Source organism: Adlercreutzia caecimuris B7, assembly GCF_000403355.2.
GTDB lineage: Bacteria > Actinomycetota > Coriobacteriia > Coriobacteriales > Eggerthellaceae > Adlercreutzia > Adlercreutzia caecimuris.
Genome location: NZ_KE159646.1, coordinates 1529974 through 1548791, shown reverse-complemented (window position 1 = coordinate 1548791; position 18818 = coordinate 1529974). Strand labels below are relative to the sequence as shown.

Sequence of the window (18818 nt, the reverse complement as noted above, 5' to 3'; positions counted from 1 at the left end):
CAATTGGCTCATTTGTGGCCGAATCGAAATAATGATCGAATACTCACCTTCATCTCTGAAAACTCCTTGCTGTCGTCTGCGCTTAAGGAAAAGAGAATTAAATGCAATTAACACTACATAGGCCAGGCATGATAGAATTAAGTGGACTTAATTCTATCGAAAGGAACCCGGAGTGATTCTACGAACGCAATATCTCGAGAGGATTCGTCCGTTCTACGACTCTGAGTTGATTAAAGTTATTACCGGGGTGCGGCGTTGCGGCAAATCCGTCTTGCTGAAGCAAATAGCGGATGAAATCCATGCGAAGCATTTCGTTTCTGCGGAATCGGATGCGCTGGTGTTCGTCGATTTCGACGACTACGCCAATCGCGAACTCACCGATCCCGACAAACTCTACCGCCACATCAAGCCGAAGCTCTCCGACGAGCGTAAAACCTATCTGCTTTTTGACGAGATTCAGAATGTGCGCGATTTCGAGCTCGTGGTTAATTCGTTCAATACAACCGACAACGTTAGCATCTTTTTGACGGGTTCAAACTCGAAGCTGCTATCGGGTGAGCTTGCAACGCGCTTGGGTGGTCGTACGGTGTCGTTTCATGTGATGCCGTTCAACTTCCGAGAGTTCTGCTGCTTCAAAGAGGCCCAACTTCATTCGGAGGTCCCCGAAGGACATTTGGATGAATCGATGCTCTTGGATGAGTACTTGACATGGGGAGGTTTTCCCCTGGTGTGCGGACAGGAGCTGGCCGAGTCGCGGCGTGTGGTTCTCGACAATCTGTACAACTCCATTGTGCTCCGAGACATCATTCAGCGCAACAAGATATCCTCCGCAACGACCCTTGAAAACGTGCTGGATTATCTGATTGCCAATTCGTCATCGACGGTGTCGGGCAACAACATCGCCGCCGAGCTAACCGACTCGGTTCGGAAGGTGTCCGCGCCAACGGTTTACGACCTCATTCGCTATATCGAAGAGGCCTACGTTGTAGGAAGAGCGGAGCGCTACGATATCCGCGGAAAGAAGAAACTACGATTCGAGGCTAAAGAGTATGTGTGCGATCTCGGATTGTTCCATCTTCGGAAAAACCGAGTCAAAGACGAGTGGAACTGCGTCGTCGAGACGGTGGTCTACAACGAGTTGATCTCGCGCGGTATGCAAGTATATGTGGGAAAGCTGCACAAGAGCAAGGTAGACTTCGTTGCCGAAAGAGACGGGCGTCGTTGCTACGTCCAGGTCGCCTACGTGATGGCCAGCGAGGCAACGATCGATCGCGAGTTCGGCGCGCTGGAGGCCATTGGCGATAATTACCCCAAATACGTGATCTCGATGGATCCTGTTGTCGCGGGCAGGAATGGCATCACTCATGCGAGGCTCATCGACTTTCTGCGTGACGAATCATTGCTCCGCTTGGGCTGAGGTCGCCGTCGGCTGCTGCGTCTCGTAAGCGCCATTGCGGGGCTGTTCTTCCGGAGAGGCTGTCCCGCGGCTGTGCATCGATACGCTACTTGATTTGGCATCTTGGACAAGAGATGATGTCTTGGACGTTCTGGAAAGTCATTCTACCAAGGAGCGTGAGATGATCCTTCGGGAATGCAACCATCCGGCGCCACCAACGCATGAAAGCGGCGTTCCGAAAGCCCTCAGGGCCGTCGTGTACGGCGCTGCTGTGGGCGATGCGCTCGGGGTGCCCTACGAGTGCATGGAGCGCGGTACTTTCGAATGCGAGGGTATGGTCGGCGGCGGTGCTCACGGAATGCCTGAGGGCACGTTCTCGGACGACACGTCGCTTCTGCTCGCTACCTGCGACAGCATCGGGGCTTGCGGCGGCATCGACGTCGACGACATGCGCAACCGCTTCAGGGCGTGGCTCTACGAGGGTGCGTATACCGCCGACGGGCGTGCTTTCGGGGTCGGCAACGCCACTGCCGCCGCGCTTCGCCAGGGGTTCGGCTGCGATGGTGAGCGCTCCAACGGCAACGGGTCGCTCATGCGTATCGCGCCGCTGGCCCTTACGGACGCGACCGACAACGAGGTCAGGGCGGTATCGGCCATCACGCATGCCCATCCGATATCCACGGAGTCCTGCGTTTTCTTCGTGCGCGTCTTAAGGGACGTGCTGCAAGGGAAGGGGCTGGAAGGCGCCATCCGGCACAACATCCCCGGCGACGAACGCTTCGCTTTCCTTGAGGGCATCCGGGGACTGCCCCGCGACGAGATCCGCTCGACAGGCTACGTCCTGGACACCTTGGGCGCCGCGCTCTGGTGCGTGTGCAACACCGGCAACTACGAGGAATGCGTGACGGAGGCAGTGAACCTGGGCGGCGACTCCGACACCACTGCCTGCGTCGCCGGCGCGCTGGCGGCCGCCCTCTACGGCTACGATTCCATTCCCCGGCAATGGCTGGACCGACTCCGCGGGAAAGAGGTTATTGAGCGGTGCCTCGCGTAAACGTTGCGGCCGGGCAGCCGGCGACGCACCCTTTCTACTTATTCTCCTCCACGATGCGCTGGTAGGCCTTCGTGTCGGTGTAGATCTGGTCCTTCAGCGGGTTGAGCTTCAGCTTGCGGATGCGATGGAACTGGTAGGCCGCAAGCGCCACGTTCGACGCGAGCGCGAGCAGGCTTACCACGAAGAACGCCGTGGGGTTGTGCGTGGTCGGAATGGGGGCGAGCACGTCGGCGAACTGGGGCACCGTCATCACGAACATGATCCAGAGGGCCAGCGTCTGCGCCCGGTGCTGCAGCCACGCGCCGCGCTTGATGAAGAACGTCGGGATGGTGCACGCCAGAAGCAGCGCCAGGCCGCAGTAGGCGGAGTGGTCCGAGATGCAGTTGTAGGTGTAGGCGAAGTTCCAAAGATCGTAGGCGATGACCCAAGCCCAGATCATGTCCGGCCAGATCATGTCCTTCGAGGAGTCCTTCGAGATGAAAATGCCGAACCAGCCGCAGATCGTGATGATGTTCAAGATGCCCGCGATGCCGTTCATGATGTTCCACGGGCCCGAAATGGTCCAGAGGTTCTCGACGCCGCCGCCCTCCCACAGCGCGAAGCCGAACACCTGGAAGTCGCGGATGACCGCCTCGGCGATGTTGATTGCCAGGATGAGCGGCGGGAAGCAGAGCGCCCAGCGCTTCTCGTAAAGGTAGTGGGTCTTGCCGTCCGCGCCGCGCCATTTCACGAAGCGCAGGGCGATGAACCCGAGGCATCCGGCCAGCGCGGAGTAGGTCTTCACCCAGTTGAACCAGGTGCCCGTGCCGTATTCGTTGCCGGGTGCGGCGGTTTCGGGCCACACGAAGAGCGTGAGCGCAATCGGCACGAGGGCGAACAGAACGAGCCCGCACCACAGCTTGACGCGGCCCAGCTCGTTGAAGGCCATCAAAGCGAAGAGAACGAAGAGCCAAATGACCCAATAGATCGGATCGGCTGCCTGGTAGAGGATGCCCATGAGGTCTCCTTTCGTCGTGCCTCCGCGTGCCTTGCGAGCGGGGATGCGGCTTGCGGTGCGCTCTTGCGCGAACCGATTTGCTTGGAGTCTAGCAAATGCCCAAACTGTGGTATTTCACAAAATGCTATGATTTGTGAAGGACATTTTGAGGGGGAGAGGCGGGGCGAGCCAAAGGATGGCCACCAAGCGCGATTATGGAAAGATGACGCCGCTGCAGGCGGCTGGCTGTTTGCGGGAAAGGCGTCGCGACCTGACGGAGTCGCGGCGTCTGGTCGACACGCCGGGTGCGATTGTGGCCGCGGCGCGCAAGCTCTTCGAGCGGCAGGGGGTGCGGGCGACGTCCGTTGCGTCCATCGCGCGGGAGGCGAATGTGACGCGCGAGCTCGTCTACTACCACTTCGCGAACCGCAACGGCGTGATCGAGGCGGTCATCGACGACTACGTGGAAGATTTGGTCGAAAGCGTGAGATCGTGTGCCCAATGTTGGTGTAACGGTCGTTTCTCCTGATGCATGAGGAACGGCCATCGCCTAGAATCTTCAATTGACTAGATTGACGGATTCAGCAGAAAGGCGACAGCCGCATATGGACAGTTTAGAGCACGGCACGGCCGCCATGGCCGAGATTCCCAGATTCGACGACGGCATGGTCAACATCCAGGAGCTGATTCGGATAATGGCCGAGTCGCTCGTCAACGAGATCATGGACGCGCAGGCCGAGGACGCCTGCGCCGACGGCAACCAGAGAAACGGCTACCGCGAGCGCACGCTCGTCACCAGTGTGGGTGCCATAAACCTTCGCATCCCCAAGCTGCGCCGCGGCAGCTACTTCCCGGAGGACCTGCTCGTGCGCTACTCGAGGGTCGACCGGGCGGTGATCGCGGCGGTGTCCGAGATGGTGACCAACGGCGTGTCCACGAGGAAGGTGGAGCGGGTGGCCGCGTCCCTGGGGATAGACCGCATGAGCGCATCCCAGGTATCCCGCATCTGCGAGTCGCTGGACGAAATCGTGGCCGACCTGCAGGGCCGCGACCTGTCCGACGTGGCCTTTCCCTATGTTTGGGTGGACGCCACCTACGTCAAGTGCCGGGACGGCGGACATGTGTCGTCGTGCGCGCTCGTCACGGCCATCGGCGCGGGATCCGACGGCTACCGCCGGCTGCTCGGCCTCGACGCCATCGACACCGAGTCGCACGCGGGCTGGCTCGCCTTCCTGCGCTCTTTGCGCGAGCGCGGGGTCGGGGGCGTCCTCTGCGTCACGTCCGACGCCCACGAGGGCCTGCGCCGCGCCATCGAGGAGGTGTTCCCGGGAGCCGCGTGGCAGCGCTGCGTCGTGCACCTCATGCGCAACGCCGCCTCCTGCGCGCCCACGCGGCAGAAGAGGGCCGCGGTGCTGGCCATCCTGCACGCCGTCTTCGACGAGCGGGACCCGGCGCTGGTGCGCGAGCTGTACCACCTGGCCTGCGGGGAGATGGCCGGTATCTGCCCCAGGGCGGCAGATCTACTGGAGGACGCCGAGGCCGACGCCCTGGCCTACCTCGACTTCCCGTACGCCCATCATCGCAGGCTGCGCACCAACAACGTGCAGGAGCGCGCCAACCGCGAGATCAAGCGCCGCAGCCGAGTGGTGCAGGTCTTCCCGTCCAGGAGGTCGCTGATACGGATGCTGGGCGCCGTGTTCTCCGAGATGGACGAGGACTGGGCGTCCAGGAGATGGTTCACGGAGGAGTCGATAGCGCTGGCGACATCGTCATCGAATACGCCGCTGCCGGCGCCGTCCTACGACGGCACTGCCGAGGAGCACGCCAAGCGCATCATAGAAGTAGTGGTTGCCGACAACCCGATCGGAAGGAGGGCGGCATAGGCGATGGGTTAGAATAGGGGCCAGGTTCTAGGCAATTACACCAACGTTCGGCACACTACCAAGCGTGATCGTGTGGAACGAGGCGAGAATCTTCGGCGACACGCCCGGATCGCTGAAGAAGTGCATCCGGACGTTTCGGTACTCGCTCTACGACGGGGCGGGAAGGCCGCGTCCGATGATATCCGTGCTCGAGGAGCTGGGCGTGAGGGATGCCTTCGACGTGCGCGCCACGCGCGAGGCGGCAGACTGCCTGGCGAATCATATCGCGAAGGAGTACGCGGCCTATCATCAGGTCGAAATCGAGCTCGTGCACGAAATGTTCTGCGTCGTGATCTTCGGCTTGGTGGGCCTGATGAAGGTGAACCCCCAAATAGAAGACAACGTCCTCATGAAGGTGGTGGAGCAAACCCTCCGCCTCGACATGGTGCCGATCGAGGCGGAGGAGGAGTGAGCCATTCCGCCCCAGACGGGCGGGGTCGCGAACGAGATAATTCTGCCATCGCTTGTTCTGTGATTTGCATCTATGACGGATGAGTTGATCGGCTAATACGGGTTCAAGTTATGTTGAGTGCAATCATGTCAACAGATGAAGGCAATTTGGTTGTTGCGCGATGTTCCGCTCGTGATTGATTCTGGGTCACTTTTCTTCGATTTTGGGATCGAGTTTTTTCTCATCTTCGCAGCTCTCTGTGGGTGGTATGCCGACGTTTTTGAACCAATCTGCATCGATGGAGTCGCAGGCTTTCTTGAGTATCGCTGCAACTGTGTCAAAAACGTGTTTAGCTTGGCCTTTCAGCTCGATATCAGGTGTCACCAATTCGTACTCGGGCTTTTCCTCTAATCCTTTGAAGAAAAGTCTATAGAAATCGTTTGAGTTAAAGATCAACGTATCCTTGCTTATTTCGAAAACCGCATCGTCGTTGCCCTTAAGCTCGAAACGATAGGCGTTTGTCTCGTCTAGGAAGTTAATTTGCTTTGTCATATCGTTTCATCCTCCTCTGAATGGTGTCCAGACCGCCTTCGATGTTCTCTGCAACGATGTCGAGCACATTGTATTCATCGCACGAGTATTCGAGCGCGCCGCTTCTAATTAGCAGAGTATCGCCTTCTCTGCTAATGAAAATCACATTGTCAACGTCAAGATTCACGATAAACTGGGGATTGTGCGTGATGAGGATCACTTGCCTCGATCCAGCTATGTTGCGAAACTCGTTCAGCACCGACTCTCTAATTGCCTTTTGGGATATTTGGTCCTCTGGCTGGTCAACCATATAGATACCTTCACCAATGCCTCTGTCAGCCATGAGGGTGAAATACATCTGCGCATTGTAACCCTGGGAGAGTTCATCATAAACATCATCGCCTTCGCGAATGATTGATTTCTTAGGCATGAGTTTGGCGTCAAGAGCGGTCTTAAATCTGGATGAAAGGACGGCGAGTGGATTCTCCTCATCGCTAGGATAGCTGTTGATGGCGTCCTTGATGCTATCGTAGCTGGCCGTAAGGGTATCGAGGGTTTTTCGCTTGCCGATCAGTCCGCCGATAAGCGAAGAGAGAAGATCGGGCGTGATCGCCTCGATGCCAAGCTTGCAGACGAACTTTAGGTTACCGACAGGATTTGATTCTGGTACTATGCGCATAGGCTTGAAATCAAAAGTATGATTTTGCAGCTGCTGCTCTTTCAGTACTGCCTCAGCGATGGCGGCTCCGATACGGCCTATGCTATGCTGATGCTGAGCTAAAGCTTTTTGGGCGTCGGTGATGACCTGGCTCTGGTCTTTTTCGCGATAAGCTACAGCCTCTTTGACCTTATTGGCAACTTGCTTTTCGAGGTGAATTCCGTCGACTGCTTTTTGGTGTCGCATTCTGATGCGGTCGAGGGCGGCAAATATCAGAGCGAAATCTTTTTCGTCGCCTTCGATCAAGGCTTCTTTGTAGAAGTTTGCGGCATCGAAGAGCTTGACTCGAGACGCTGCCACCTCGTCGATGAGACAACTATGCGGTGTCGCGTCTGCTACGTGGATGCCTTTGTCGAAAGTTAAGCTCTCTGGCGCTTCCAACGGTCGTTTTCGCGGGATACCGTAATCGTGAAGAGAAGATAGTGCATCTTGATATTCGCATGACCTCTGTAGTGCTTGGAGAAACCTATTGAACTGCCCCATTGCATAATGCTTGAACGGAGCAGGCTCGATAGGGGTCGGAAAATGCCGATCAAGTTGTTTTTTTGCCTTGCCGACGTTTAACCCCTCGAAACTCTTTCTGATGGCTTCTTGCCCATCGAATTGCAGGAGATAACCTTCGGGTATAGTCGCCCTCACTGATAGACCCATGGCGGAAAGGTATCTTTCCTGGCCCTTCCTGGTGTACTGGCCAACGCCTTCATAATTATTAAGCGCGTTGAGAAGCGAGGACTTTCCGATTGAGTTATCTCCAATGATTGCATTAATTCCAGGTGATAAGGGAATTTCGATATCCTCCGCACCTAGGGTTAGCTCAATCGTATCGAGAACTGTGGTTGAACCGCTGAAGAAGCTGGGTATTGTTTTAATGCGAGACACATCCGTTACCGCCATCGCAAGGCCCTTGAAGGTAGGTAGGCACTTAAGATACGTATGAGCAAAGTCACGATCGGCGGGGCTGGGGTGCGAGCCGTAGCATGGATAGGCGCTCCAAACATGGCAATCGGAGCCAGTAATGAAGCGCAGCCTTTCCTGTTGATCATGGGAGTATGCGTAGCTTTTGTTGAAAAGTTCGTTTCGTCGATTCTTGTATTCATATGCTTCAAAATAATCGATAAACAAAAATTCATTATATAGTTCTTCGCCAGCACTGTTGGCATCGTTCTTTCTTGTTTGAGTGGAACCAGGCGATGTTTTTTGGTGGGCAATGGTTACAATATCCAGGCCAATGGTGCGAATGATGTTCCAATATGCATCTTCGGAGAAAGCATTGCCTGAGTCATAATCGGGTTTATCGTTTTTGAGAGGTATCGCATCGCTAATACGTTTCGCGGCATCATAAGCGCAGCTATCGTCGAATAAGGTAACAACGTGTACGGTCTTGCTGGTGTTGGATGTCTTGAAGCTTACTGTAAACTCGACGCCAGGAAGAACTTGTTGAAGGGAGCACGCGTTTTTGACCTTAGCACGTAAAGCGTCGTAGATATCGTAGTCGAAAGCGTCGTGGTCTGTTATCGCAGCCATATTGACTTCGTTCTCTTCAAGTTTGTTGAAGAGAACGTTGATGTTCTCGGCCGTGCCATCTTTCACTTTTTGCCCGTCTTTATGGGCGGAAGCGGCAGAGTGGATATGAAAGTCTACCTTTACCGGTTTCTGGACGATTTTTTTAGTTGGTGCCATGTCCACCCATTCTGTCCGAAACAGACAAGCTCTGAAGTTGAAGCACAGCGATTGCTCATTGAAGGCTCGTTGATATGCGACAGGTTGTAAGAGCCGCTCGTGCTTGATGAGTTCAAATCACCTTGGCTTTTCAAATTGTAAAACAAATTCAAATAATAATATACTGACTTTTTGAGATGAGTAGTGTCTCGACGGCGTGACCTTGATGGGGGTGACGTCCCCTCGACCTCCTACCAGCCAGTTCCGGCCATTCCGGAGTCGACGGCGGCAGCATAGCGCACCTCGCCCGACGAGGAGGCCACGGATGCCCTGGGCGGCTCGTATCCCGACCCGACGCGGGGAGGGCAGCCGGTCGCGGACAGGCCGCGCCGCTCCAGCGCGGCCGTCTCCCGGCCCTCGTCCCTGCGGCGCCTGAGGGGCGTGGCCGACCCCGCGCGGGTCCTGGGCGGCACGGCCCTGCCGGAGGCCCGCCTGCTGCGCAGCCGGGCCATGTGCGAGGCGCCCGGCCGCGACCACGCGCACGGCACCGACGCCATCCTGGACTTGTACAGGTGCTGGTTCTCCGACTCCATGGTGCCGAGCGAGGGGCCGTCCACCGCGATCAGGTCGGCGTTTCTGCGCAGGTAGGCGAGCACCCGCGGCGCGCCCTTGCGGGCGAGCCCCATGTCTATGCACGCCTCCAACAGCGCCGCGGCGGCCTCCTTCCCGCCGTCGTTGACGACCTCCACGAGCCGCCGCCCCATGGCCGCGTCGTCGAAGCAGGACAGCAGCGCGCGGTTGACGTGGAACGGGTCGAGGTGGCCGACGACCTCCACGCGCAGCGGGAAGTAGGCGCCGCCCCGCTTGCACCAGCCCTCCCCGTCGGTGCCCAGGTGCACGCGCTCCAGCGCGGACAGGTCGAACTCGGAGCCGATGGCGGCCACGGCCTCCGGCCAGAACTCCCCCGGCGCGCACGCGCACCCGTGGCGCACGCAGCGCTCGCGGGCCGCCTTGCGCCCGCGCACCACCTTGCCCGAGTAGGCCGCCATCGCCTTGATCTCCACCTTGGACGGCTCGCCGGGGGCCGTGCCCTGGAGCGCCACCCATGTGCCGTCGGCTTCGACGCACACCTGCGCAGCCGCGGTCCTGCCGCCCGGCTTTATCCCCAGGTCGAACAGGTCGCGGGCCGCGCGGGCGTCCTCCTCGGCGCAGCGCTCGCCGGCCGCGTGCACGGCGGCCATCACCGTCTTGGCGCTCACGCGCGAGCCCCCGGCCCGGGCGAGCAGCCCGGCCGCGGCGGCGTAGGACACCTCGGCGCCCGCCTCCACGAGGAACTCCTCGGCGGCCGGCGACACCCTGGCGCCCCAGGGAAGGCCCAGCTCGTCGGCCAGCGGGACGCAGGCGCCGCCGCCCCTTGCGCGCAGCCTCCGCCAGCGGAACGAGACGTCGCCGACGACGGTGGCCAGCGAGCGCTCCCGCACGTCGTGGACGCTCAGGCCGGAGGGGAGCTCGGCGCACAGCGCCGCGTCCAGGCGCTCCAGAGCCCGGCCCATGGCCCGGGCCATGATCGCGTGGCCCTCGGTCAGGGCGCTGCGCTCGAACGAGGCGAACGTCAGGCCGCCGGACATGAGCATGCCGGTGAAGATGTCGGCCATGGCGGCCTCCGCGGCCGCGGATGCTGTAGAATTGCCCATCGGGGATTCCTCTCTTTCTCGATTCTTGGTCGATAAGAGATTAGGGGAATCCTCCTCGCTTTGCTCCGGCTCATCGGCCGGCCTCACGGCCGCCCTCGTCGCCGGAGTCGCTATGCATCCCCAAAAAGGTTACGCCGTGTAGTGTCTCGGAGGCCGGTGTAGACACCTAAGATCTATCGTCTCCTCCAAAAGCCCCGCAGTTCTCGGCTGGAAGTGGGGGTCTTTCGGCCTGGCAGGTGGTATACCTTACATGCTCGTCCGAAGGGCTATGTACGGCATGCTGAGCTGTCTGTAATGAAGCCATAGGGGATGTGAGCATAAGGAGGGTGAGGTGAACGGAGGCGACAACTGTCTAGTGGGGATGGGGTAAAGCGCCGAGAAATGTATAAAGTAGAAACTTACGAGATCATAGTCTATGCAACTAACAAACATAGATTGTAACGTCTATAATTGAGAAGTGCGAATACGTTTCGACCTAAGGATACGTGCATGGGGAAAAGAACAGGCCAAGGAATAGACGAGGCTCAAGCAAAAGTTACGACGGTTCCGATTCAGCTACAGCTTGAACCTGCCGTTAGAGCCACCTTAAAGAAAGTGGCAAAAGAACGACAGATGACCTATGCAGAGCTGATAACCTCAATGCTAGAAAACCAGTATCCAGAAGTTTTAGCAAAAGCGCATCAGGTTGAAGAAATCGGATGGGAGCTTTAGGTATGGCAGCTAAAGCTTCTTCGAAAGGAATAAAGCCGATCTTGAAATGGGCGGGAGGCAAAACTCAACTTCTCGACGAGCTTATGCCGCGAATCCCTGACGGCTACGGCAAATACATTGAACCGTTTTTCGGGGGAGGCGCATTGTTCTTTGCGCTGCGGCCGGAGAGTGCTGTTATTGCTGACAGCAATCCGGAAATTATCAACATGTATGAGCAGGTGGCATCAAATGTAGAGAAGGTGATCGAACGCCTTAAAGGGTATAAAAATGAAAAAAATGCCTATTATGCCGTACGCGACCAAAGCTGGGAAGATCTGCCAAAGTTTGAAGCCGCTGCGCGAACTCTTTATCTCAATCATACCTGCTACAACGGATTGTATCGTGTAAATAAGAGCGGAAAGTTCAATACGCCTTTCGGTGGGTATAAGAAGCCCAACATTTGCAATGAGACAGCGTTGCGGGCGGCATCAGAGGCGTTGCGAAAAGCGATCATAGTTTGCGGAGACTACCAAGACGTGTTGAGGGAGTATGCCGCTGAGGGGGATTTCGTTTTTCTCGATCCGCCGTATCTTCCTGTAACGCCGTCAGGTGATTTCAAACGATATACGAAGGAGCAGTTTCACGAGGATGATCATAGGGTATTGGCTGAGACAATTAAGGATCTTGAAGAAAGAGGTTGTCGCGTTGTCCTTACTAACTCGAATCATCCTGTCGTGATGGAGCTCTATCGTGGCTATCCCATGACGATCGTCCAAACACGACGACATGTTTCATGCAGGGGAGACAGCAGAAGCGGAGAGGACGTTATTGTCGATATAGGCGAACCAAAGGTCAAGACCGATGTGTGCCAGCAGGTAGATAAGTACCCCCAAACTAGATATATGGGCTCAAAGCAGAAGATGCTCGGCCCCATCGGTGAAGTTGTAAAGAGGTTTGGACCGAGTACGGCAATCGACTTGTTCGCGGGTTCAGGAATTGTGAGCTACATGTTAAAAGCGCTAGGTATACAGGTGCTTAGTAACGATTATATGTGGATGTCTTCGACCTTTACCAAGGCCCTCGTGGAAAACAACGATACCATCCTTGGCAAGGAGGCGTCGTTGCATCTCTTAAAGCCCTCAGATGATAACGATCATTTCGTGGCCACTAAATTCAAGGGACTTTACTACGAGGATGAAGAGAACGAAACGATCGATACCCTGCGGGCCAATATCAAGAAGATAGAGAATGAGCATAAGAGAGCCATTGCGACGATGGCCCTCATCAGGGCGTGCATGAAAAAGAGACCAAGGGGCATATTCACCTATACGGGACATCGATATGACGACGGGAGAAAGGATCTTCGGAAGAGTGTTGAAGAGCAGTTTGTGGAAGCCGTCGAGCTAATCGACCGCGCTGTTTTTGATAACGGCAGGCAGAATGTTTCAGTGAACGGAGATGCCTTAGAGCTTGACGCTCAAACCCCAGACTTGGTCTACATAGATCCTCCTTATTATTCAAAAAATTCAGATAACGAATATGTGCGTCGGTACCATTTCGTGGAGGGTCTTGCGAGAGATTGGGACGGTGTTGAAATTCAGGAGCATACCAAAACAAAGAAGTTCAAGTCCTACCCAACTCCATTCAGCACGGAGTTGGGTGCTGAGGGGGCTTTCGAGGCTATGTTTGACAAGTACAGCGATTCGGTAATCGTTGTCTCGTATTCCTCTAACTGCCTGCCTGATCGTGAAAGGATGATTGAGCTGCTAGCCCGTCATAAAAAGCATGTAGAGGTGATACCCATAGATTATACCTACGGATTCGGAAACCAGGCATCCGCGAAAACTCATCGGAATAGAGTCAAAGAGTATTTATTCATAGGATACTAAGCATGAAAGAAAAACAGATAGACATCTGGCTGGTTGGAAATACCGGCTTTAGGAATCCCGCACGTATTTCGGACGGTTTCAAGCTATATGCTCAGTCTCCTTTTGTGGGCCAATTGATTGGAGGAAAAAACGACGTAGCGTTTACGAAATATCTTTCGGAAAATGGGATAATCAACAACAAGCAGGGTAAAGATACGACCGGAAGCCATGCGAGGAAATGGCGTTTGATGTTTGAGAGAAACGGCTTGGTTTATCCTGATGTCAGACGGATCGGGTGTACGCAAGAAGAATTGGGTCCGATTGGTCAAATAACGCCTTTCGGATACAGGTTTCTCCAAGCCGACACATATCCTGCTGAACAGGAATGCTTCCTGCGGGCAATGAGCGTCGAGCAGATTCCGACCACGACTGATAACGGTAAGTTGTTCTCGCCATTGCGTTGGATCCTTGCTGTGATGCTCGAATTGGAGAAGCGCACTGGTTCTAGCGAGATCACAAGAACCGAGTTTGCGTTGTGGGGTCATACGACAGATCCAACCTATGATCTGCAGTACGTAGTGGATAATATCTTAGATTTACGGAGAAGAAGGGCGGCTGCGTCCTCGAAACGCGTTTTCGATCGTAACGAGATGAACGAGCGCAGTAAGCGGTACTCGAAGAATAAAGGCAACTTTTTCGACTACGCAGATATGAACATGCGTTATCTCCGGATAACCGGAGTCGTGCAAAGAAAAGGACGCGGTCTGATTATTGCGCCTACGAAGCATGTCGTTGCTGAGAAAATGGCCAAAGCCACCATAGGCAGCAAATCGCTATTTGACGCAAAGACAATCCTTGCAAATGGTGCACCGCTGCCGAGCGATGACTTGGCGACCGCAAAAGAACTACTTGCCAGCGTAGAAAGGATGGCTAAAGATCAGAGCGTTTATTACGACATAAGCGACCTAGATGTGGACGATACTGCGGCCGTCAACATTGCGCGGTATCGCGTGGAAGAAGCGCTCCAGCTAACCAACGAAATAGCATATGCCGACAAGCAGCGCGATCAATGGCGAGAAATTGCTGAGTATATGAGACTTATCGAAAGAGGCGGCGGTGTGAGTCGCGAAGAGGATGAAGATTCAAGAATAGAAGTTCCAAAAGATGAACTTCCAGCTTATCTTGAGTGGATACTTTGGAGAGCGGAGCTTGCCATAGACCATATGATTACGGAGCCAAATGAAGTCAGAGGATTCAAGATCGACTCAGATTTTTTGCCTGTGAGCACAGCCGGAGGGGGCAGGGGCGATCTTTACTGCGAGTACCAGGACTTTATGCTGGTGACAGAGGTTTCGATGTCTACCTCGTCGAGGCAGGAAGCAATGGAAGGCGAACCTGTAAGAAGGCATGTATCAGATGCAATAGATAGCTCAAATTGCCCTGTCTATGGTCTGTTCGTCGCAATAAAGATTGACACTAATACAGCAGAAACTTTTAGACATGGCATTTGGTATGACAAACGCGACAACAAGCGGAGATTGGACATCGTACCGCTGACGCTGGCTCAGTTTAGAGAGCATTTTGTAGCGATGTTTGAGTCGAAAAATGCCAGTCCGGAAAAACTGAGAGATCTTATTCGCGAATGTGCCATAAGGCGTGATGCTTTGGATGGGCCTGAATGGAAATTATATATAGAACGGACGGTCCAGAATAGGGCGCATCTTGTTAGGGAGGGGAGGCTCAAGGAGGGCAACTTTGATAATTTGATCGTTTTGCCAGGCATGACGGTTGATCATCCTCTGCTCGGAACGGGGCAAGTTCTTCTCGCCGAAGTGGTCTATAGAGATAAAGGTAATTCTTTCGCAACCATACCTTTTGCTGGCCAACTGCCTGATGAAATCAGGATATTGCCTGATGGGATACGTCTTGAGCATGCGGACAAGGGGCTGATGGATGTGGTCGCCTATCAGGTCGCGTTCGGCGACAAGCTGTGGTATATGAAGAGAGAAGATCTGCTGTCAGCAGCCCGCTTATATTATTGAGAAAAGATCTTTGCGATCATGGAAAAATGATGTGGCGACGCAGTAGGTGGGCGGAGTGAGATATGAGAAAAAGAAAACTCCTTCGAGCTAAATAAATCGTAAAGGCAAGAGCAACGAGCAGAGACGCTCGGCGGCCATTTGGTAGATACTGCAGGGGAAACGAGGGCACAACCCGCTCGTTCGCCTGTATGGGTGGCAAAGAGAAGAAGAGGGCGATTTCAGGACGAGTGGCTTTCTGGAAGGGTGAAAGGCGATGGTTCAATCGGCAGCTTTGACGGGGCTTGGGGAAATAGTGCAAGAAATACGAGGCAAAGGCCACTTCGGAAATTGCCAGAAAAACTCGCAAGAATATGTAGATTGGTGCTCGTGGATTCTGGGTACAAGAGAGAGGCTTCTTGCGCTTGGAGCAAAACTTAGTCTTTCTACAAACGAAGCGATCAATGGTGTTGATTTCGATTGGGATGACTGGAGCTCGGTTAGCGCGGCGATAGAGCGAATTCATGCGATTGCGTATTTGGTGGAAGACGATGTGCGTATGGCCGGTCAAGAGACAAGCGCTTCCAACTCGTTGCGTCGCTTTGAAACAACTAGGCATTCATACGAGAGGAAACACTCTCTGGGAAACGGCGGAGCGGGGAATGTGTTTCTTGTTGAGCGCGACGATGGCGAGTCTTTTGCGCTCAAGATACTGAATAGTCAGTCTTGCGCTAATGGCAAGAAGATGAAGCGCTTTCTTAGGGAGATAGCGTTCTGCGAACGAGTCACTGATGCGCCATTGGTGAAGGTTGTTGATCAAGGATTCAAGCAGGAGGGTGAACTTAAGAGGCCGTTTTATGTGATGCCGCTTTATGACAATAGCCTAAGAAAACTGATGGAAAGCCCCAAAATTGAGCGTGCTTCCATTTTACATATGCTTCTTGCGCTTCTCGGTTCATTGGAGAACTTTTATAACGACGGCCATGTTCACAGGGACATAAAACCGGAGAACATTCTTTTAGACAAGGATGCAAGTCGATTAGTGTTAGCTGATTTTGGTGTTGCCCATATCAATCAAGATCTGCCCGGTTTAACGCTGCAAACAACTCGCGCAGAAAGGCTTGCCAACTTCAAATACGCTGCACCCGAGCAACGCATCGCCGATGGCGTGATTGATCACCGCGCAGACCAATATGCGTTCGGATTAATAATCAATGAATTGTTTACCGGTGCAGTTCCTCAAGGAACTGGCTATGCCGAAATCGCAAGTGCGTCGGAGCGGTTTTCGTATCTTGACCCCGTCGTTGCAAGAATGATTTCTCAAAAACAAGACAGTCGTTACGAGGGTATTCCAATTCTGCTTGCGGATATTGAAGCGCGAAAGAATATTGAAAAGATAGAGGATGAAGTTTTGGAATTTGAGGCTTGTGTTCCGGAGCCATTTGAGATTTCAATTGTAAGCAAGGAATGGATTGAGCCCAACTTGGTTTTCAAATTGAACACGAGTCCCGGCGCAGATTGGGAGCAAGCTTTTAGATCATACATGGGCGTTACGAGTTTTTCCACAGATGGGTTTTTCTTAGACCCTCAGCGGTTTGGGGTGAATGGCGACAAAATTCTGGTCCCAAACACGCATGGGGATAAGGGGCATTTAGCAGATGCTTGCAAGGAGATGCCTCGTTTTATTGATTGGGCAAATGAGGTTATGAGGAAGCGTCTCGAAAAAGAGAGGCGAGAGGCCCACGAAGCTTTGGTGCAGGAGAGAGAGGGTGAAATCAGAAGGCAAGAAAGCAGTGCCGATATCAATAGCTTTTTGAGCACGCTTTAAATGGCTGTTAATTAAGAAAGTATCAATCTCAAATCGGACTAGCGGGACTGTTGAATGCGACTATTGGCACCTGGTATGGTGGTTGCCATCGAATAGTCGGCGCGAGGAAGAGGTGGTCGCGTGGAATTCACATCGGCTAGTGCTAACAAGTACCTGCGGCGGTTGCAGGATGAGAAGAATCGGCTCCTGCGGACCGAGCAGGAGGTGAGTACCTATGTGCTCGCGGAGGGGGAGGCGGCCGAGCCTCCTGCTTACGACTACGGGGCCGTGCGCGAGAAGGTGGCACATATCGATGCCGAGGCGCGGGCCATTCGCCATGCCCTGCACCGGTTCAACATGCAGACGGTTCTGCCTGAGCGAGGCATTAGCATCGACGAGACGCTCATTCTGCTCGCGCAGCTTTCGGGGCGGAAGGACCGCTTGAACGAGCTCGCCTCGCGGCAGCCTCGGGAGCGCCTGGGCGACCGCTACCTCGGCGGCGCCGGGCAGATCGAGTATCGCTATGCGAACTACGACGTTGCCCGGGCTGAGGCGGACTACCGTGCCGTCGCCGACGAGATCGCTGCGCTGGTAGTGTGCCGAACGTTGGTGTAATTGCCTAGAACCTGGCCCCTATTCTAACCCATCGCCTATGCCGCCCTCCTTCCGATCGGGTTGTCGGCAACCACTACTTCTATGATGCGCTTGGCGTGCTCCTCGGCAGTGCCGTCGTAGGACGGCGCCGGCAGCGGCGTATTCGATGACGATGTCGCCAGCGCTATCGACTCCTCCGTGAACCATCTCCTGGACGCCCAGTCCTCGTCCATCTCGGAGAACACGGCGCCCAGCATCCGTATCAGCGACCTCCTGGACGGGAAGACCTGCACCACTCGGCTGCGGCGCTTGATCTCGCGGTTGGCGCGCTCCTGCACGTTGTTGGTGCGCAGCCTGCGATGATGGGCGTACGGGAAGTCGAGGTAGGCCAGGGCGTCGGCCTCGGCGTCCTCCAGTAGATCTGCCGCCCTGGGGCAGATACCGGCCATCTCCCCGCAGGCCAGGTGGTACAGCTCGCGCACCAGCGCCGGGTCCCGCTCGTCGAAGACGGCGTGCAGGATGGCCAGCACCGCGGCCCTCTTCTGCCGCGTGGGCGCGCAGGAGGCGGCGTTGCGCATGAGGTGCACGACGCAGCGCTGCCACGCGGCTCCCGGGAACACCTCCTCGATGGCGCGGCGCAGGCCCTCGTGGGCGTCGGACGTGACGCAGAGGACGCCCCCGACCCCGCGCTCGCGCAAAGAGCGCAGGAAGGCGAGCCAGCCCGCGTGCGACTCGGTGTCGATGGCGTCGAGGCCGAGCAGCCGGCGGTAGCCGTCGGATCCCGCGCCGATGGCCGTGACGAGCGCGCACGACGACACATGTCCGCCGTCCCGGCACTTGACGTAGGTGGCGTCCACCCAAACATAGGGAAAGGCCACGTCGGACAGGTCGCGGCCCTGCAGGTCGGCCACGATTTCGTCCAGCGACTCGCAGATGCGGGATACCTGGGATGCGCTCATGCGGTCTATCCCCAGGGACGCGGCCACCCGCTCCACCTTCCTCGTGGACACGCCGTTGGTCACCATCTCGGACACCGCCGCGATCACCGCCCGGTCGACCCTCGAGTAGCGCACGAGCAGGTCCTCCGGGAAGTAGCTGCCGCGGCGCAGCTTGGGGATGCGAAGGTTTATGGCACCCACACTGGTGACGAGCGTGCGCTCGCGGTAGCCGTTTCTCTGGTTGCCGTCGGCGCAGGCGTCCTCGGCCTGCGCGTCCATGATCTCGTTGACGAGCGACTCGGCCATTATCCGAATCAGCTCCTGGATGTTGACCATGCCGTCGTCGAATCTGGGAATCTCGGCCATGGCGGCCGTGCCGTGCTCTAAACTGTCCATATGCGGCTGTCGCCTTTCTGCTGAATCCGTCAATCTAGTCAATTGAAGATTCTAGGCGATGGCCGTTCCTCATGCATCAGGAGAAACGACCGTTACACCAACATTGGGCACACGATCGCTGCGCTGCAGCTTGAGCTGGACCTGGTCAACCAGACGGAGGTCTTCT

At 55.7% G+C, this 18818-nt stretch carries 15 protein-coding genes; 10 read left to right on the top strand and 5 right to left on the bottom strand.

The window, feature by feature from the left end; genetic code table 11:
• Positions 1-172 precede the first annotated feature (172 nt).
• Together C811_RS10155 and C811_RS10150 are read left to right on the top strand one after the other, a co-directional pair.
• Complete coding sequence (locus C811_RS10155; RefSeq protein WP_016309489.1) at positions 173-1417, top strand: ATP-binding protein; 1245 nt, start codon at positions 173-175, stop codon at positions 1415-1417.
• Between the two features lie 160 nt (positions 1418-1577).
• Complete coding sequence (locus C811_RS10150; protein ID WP_016309488.1) at positions 1578-2450, top strand: ADP-ribosylglycohydrolase family protein; 873 nt, start codon at positions 1578-1580, stop codon at positions 2448-2450.
• Positions 2451-2484: 34 nt separating this feature from the next.
• Here C811_RS10150 and C811_RS10145 read toward each other — a convergent pair whose 3' ends face one another.
• Positions 2485-3447, bottom strand: coding sequence for a DUF5692 family protein (locus C811_RS10145; protein ID WP_016309487.1), 963 nt, complete (start codon positions 3445-3447; stop codon positions 2485-2487).
• A 175-nt stretch (positions 3448-3622) separates the two neighbouring features.
• Here C811_RS10145 and C811_RS10140 point away from each other — a divergent pair, with 175 nt between their 5' ends.
• The 3 genes from C811_RS10140 (at position 3623) to C811_RS10130 (ending at position 5760) form a co-directional block, all read left to right on the top strand.
• Entirely contained in the window at positions 3623-3955 is a 333-nt protein-coding gene (locus C811_RS10140; protein ID WP_016309486.1) for a TetR/AcrR family transcriptional regulator, read from the top strand.
• A gap of 76 nt (positions 3956-4031) precedes the next feature.
• Positions 4032-5309, top strand: coding sequence for an IS256 family transposase (locus C811_RS10135; RefSeq protein ID WP_016308427.1), 1278 nt, complete (start codon positions 4032-4034; stop codon positions 5307-5309).
• 64 nt (positions 5310-5373) lie between these two features.
• On the top strand, positions 5374-5760 hold the full coding sequence (locus C811_RS10130; RefSeq protein WP_016309485.1) for a hypothetical protein: 387 nt from the start codon (positions 5374-5376) through the stop codon (positions 5758-5760).
• A gap of 186 nt (positions 5761-5946) precedes the next feature.
• Here the strand turns inward: C811_RS10130 and C811_RS10125 are convergent, their stop codons facing one another.
• From C811_RS10125 to C811_RS10115, 3 genes are all read right to left on the bottom strand, one after another.
• The gene (locus C811_RS10125; RefSeq protein WP_016309484.1) at positions 5947-6291 is read right to left on the bottom strand and encodes a hypothetical protein; all 345 of its coding nucleotides are present in this window, start codon (positions 6289-6291) and stop codon (positions 5947-5949) included.
• On the bottom strand, positions 6275-8668 hold the full coding sequence (locus C811_RS10120) for a hypothetical protein (RefSeq protein ID WP_022926506.1): 2394 nt from the start codon (positions 8666-8668) through the stop codon (positions 6275-6277). Before C811_RS10120 ends, C811_RS10125 begins: the two co-directional genes overlap by 17 nt.
• A 230-nt stretch (positions 8669-8898) precedes the next feature.
• The gene (locus tag C811_RS10115) at positions 8899-10341 is read right to left on the bottom strand and encodes a UPF0236 family transposase-like protein (protein ID WP_016309482.1); all 1443 of its coding nucleotides are present in this window, start codon (positions 10339-10341) and stop codon (positions 8899-8901) included.
• A gap of 489 nt (positions 10342-10830) precedes the next feature.
• Here C811_RS10115 and C811_RS16540 point away from each other — a divergent pair, with 489 nt between their 5' ends.
• The 5 genes from C811_RS16540 to C811_RS10100 all read left to right on the top strand — a co-directional run bounded on the left by C811_RS16540 (position 10831) and on the right by C811_RS10100 (position 17339).
• Positions 10831-11052 (top strand): hypothetical protein, encoded by a 222-nt coding sequence (locus C811_RS16540; protein ID WP_156997069.1) that lies wholly within the window; start codon positions 10831-10833, stop codon positions 11050-11052.
• A gap of 2 nt (positions 11053-11054) precedes the next feature.
• Positions 11055-12920 carry a Dam family site-specific DNA-(adenine-N6)-methyltransferase gene (locus C811_RS10110; protein ID WP_016309481.1) on the top strand — a complete coding sequence of 622 codons (1866 nt, stop codon included), beginning with the start codon at positions 11055-11057 and terminating at the stop codon, positions 12918-12920.
• A gap of 2 nt (positions 12921-12922) precedes the next feature.
• Positions 12923-14941, top strand: a complete 2019-nt coding sequence (locus tag C811_RS10105; RefSeq protein ID WP_016309480.1) for an AlwI family type II restriction endonuclease — start codon at positions 12923-12925, stop codon at positions 14939-14941.
• Between the two features lie 253 nt (positions 14942-15194).
• A complete protein-coding gene (locus C811_RS0103350; protein ID WP_016309479.1) occupies positions 15195-16745 on the top strand; it encodes a serine/threonine protein kinase in 1551 nt (516 codons plus the stop codon).
• Between the two features lie 120 nt (positions 16746-16865).
• On the top strand, positions 16866-17339 hold the full coding sequence (locus tag C811_RS10100; protein ID WP_016309478.1) for a hypothetical protein: 474 nt from the start codon (positions 16866-16868) through the stop codon (positions 17337-17339).
• A 35-nt stretch (positions 17340-17374) separates the two neighbouring features.
• Here C811_RS10100 and C811_RS10095 read toward each other — a convergent pair whose 3' ends face one another.
• The gene (locus C811_RS10095) at positions 17375-18652 is read right to left on the bottom strand and encodes an IS256 family transposase (protein WP_016308427.1); all 1278 of its coding nucleotides are present in this window, start codon (positions 18650-18652) and stop codon (positions 17375-17377) included.
• Between the last annotated feature and the right edge of the window lie 166 nt (positions 18653-18818).

What these genes read in the sequence shown, in the direction of transcription:
- C811_RS0103350 (WP_016309479.1), top strand. Translation starts at nt 15,195, where the DNA reads ATGGTTCAATCGGCAGCTTTGACGGGGCTTGGGGAAATAGTGCAAGAA.
- C811_RS10135 (WP_016308427.1), top strand. Translation starts at nt 4,032, where the DNA reads ATGGACAGTTTAGAGCACGGCACGGCCGCCATGGCCGAGATTCCCAGA.
- C811_RS10095 (WP_016308427.1), bottom strand. Translation starts at nt 18,652, where the DNA reads ATGGACAGTTTAGAGCACGGCACGGCCGCCATGGCCGAGATTCCCAGA.
- C811_RS10145 (WP_016309487.1), bottom strand. Translation starts at nt 3,447, where the DNA reads ATGGGCATCCTCTACCAGGCAGCCGATCCGATCTATTGGGTCATTTGG.
- C811_RS10115 (WP_016309482.1), bottom strand. Translation starts at nt 10,341, where the DNA reads ATGGGCAATTCTACAGCATCCGCGGCCGCGGAGGCCGCCATGGCCGAC.
- C811_RS16540 (WP_156997069.1), top strand. Translation starts at nt 10,831, where the DNA reads ATGGGGAAAAGAACAGGCCAAGGAATAGACGAGGCTCAAGCAAAAGTT.
- C811_RS10125 (WP_016309484.1), bottom strand. Translation starts at nt 6,291, where the DNA reads ATGACAAAGCAAATTAACTTCCTAGACGAGACAAACGCCTATCGTTTC.
- C811_RS10140 (WP_016309486.1), top strand. Translation starts at nt 3,623, where the DNA reads ATGGCCACCAAGCGCGATTATGGAAAGATGACGCCGCTGCAGGCGGCT.
- C811_RS10150 (WP_016309488.1), top strand. Translation starts at nt 1,578, where the DNA reads ATGATCCTTCGGGAATGCAACCATCCGGCGCCACCAACGCATGAAAGC.
- C811_RS10105 (WP_016309480.1), top strand. Translation starts at nt 12,923, where the DNA reads ATGAAAGAAAAACAGATAGACATCTGGCTGGTTGGAAATACCGGCTTT.
- C811_RS10110 (WP_016309481.1), top strand. Translation starts at nt 11,055, where the DNA reads ATGGCAGCTAAAGCTTCTTCGAAAGGAATAAAGCCGATCTTGAAATGG.
- C811_RS10120 (WP_022926506.1), bottom strand. Translation starts at nt 8,668, where the DNA reads ATGGCACCAACTAAAAAAATCGTCCAGAAACCGGTAAAGGTAGACTTT.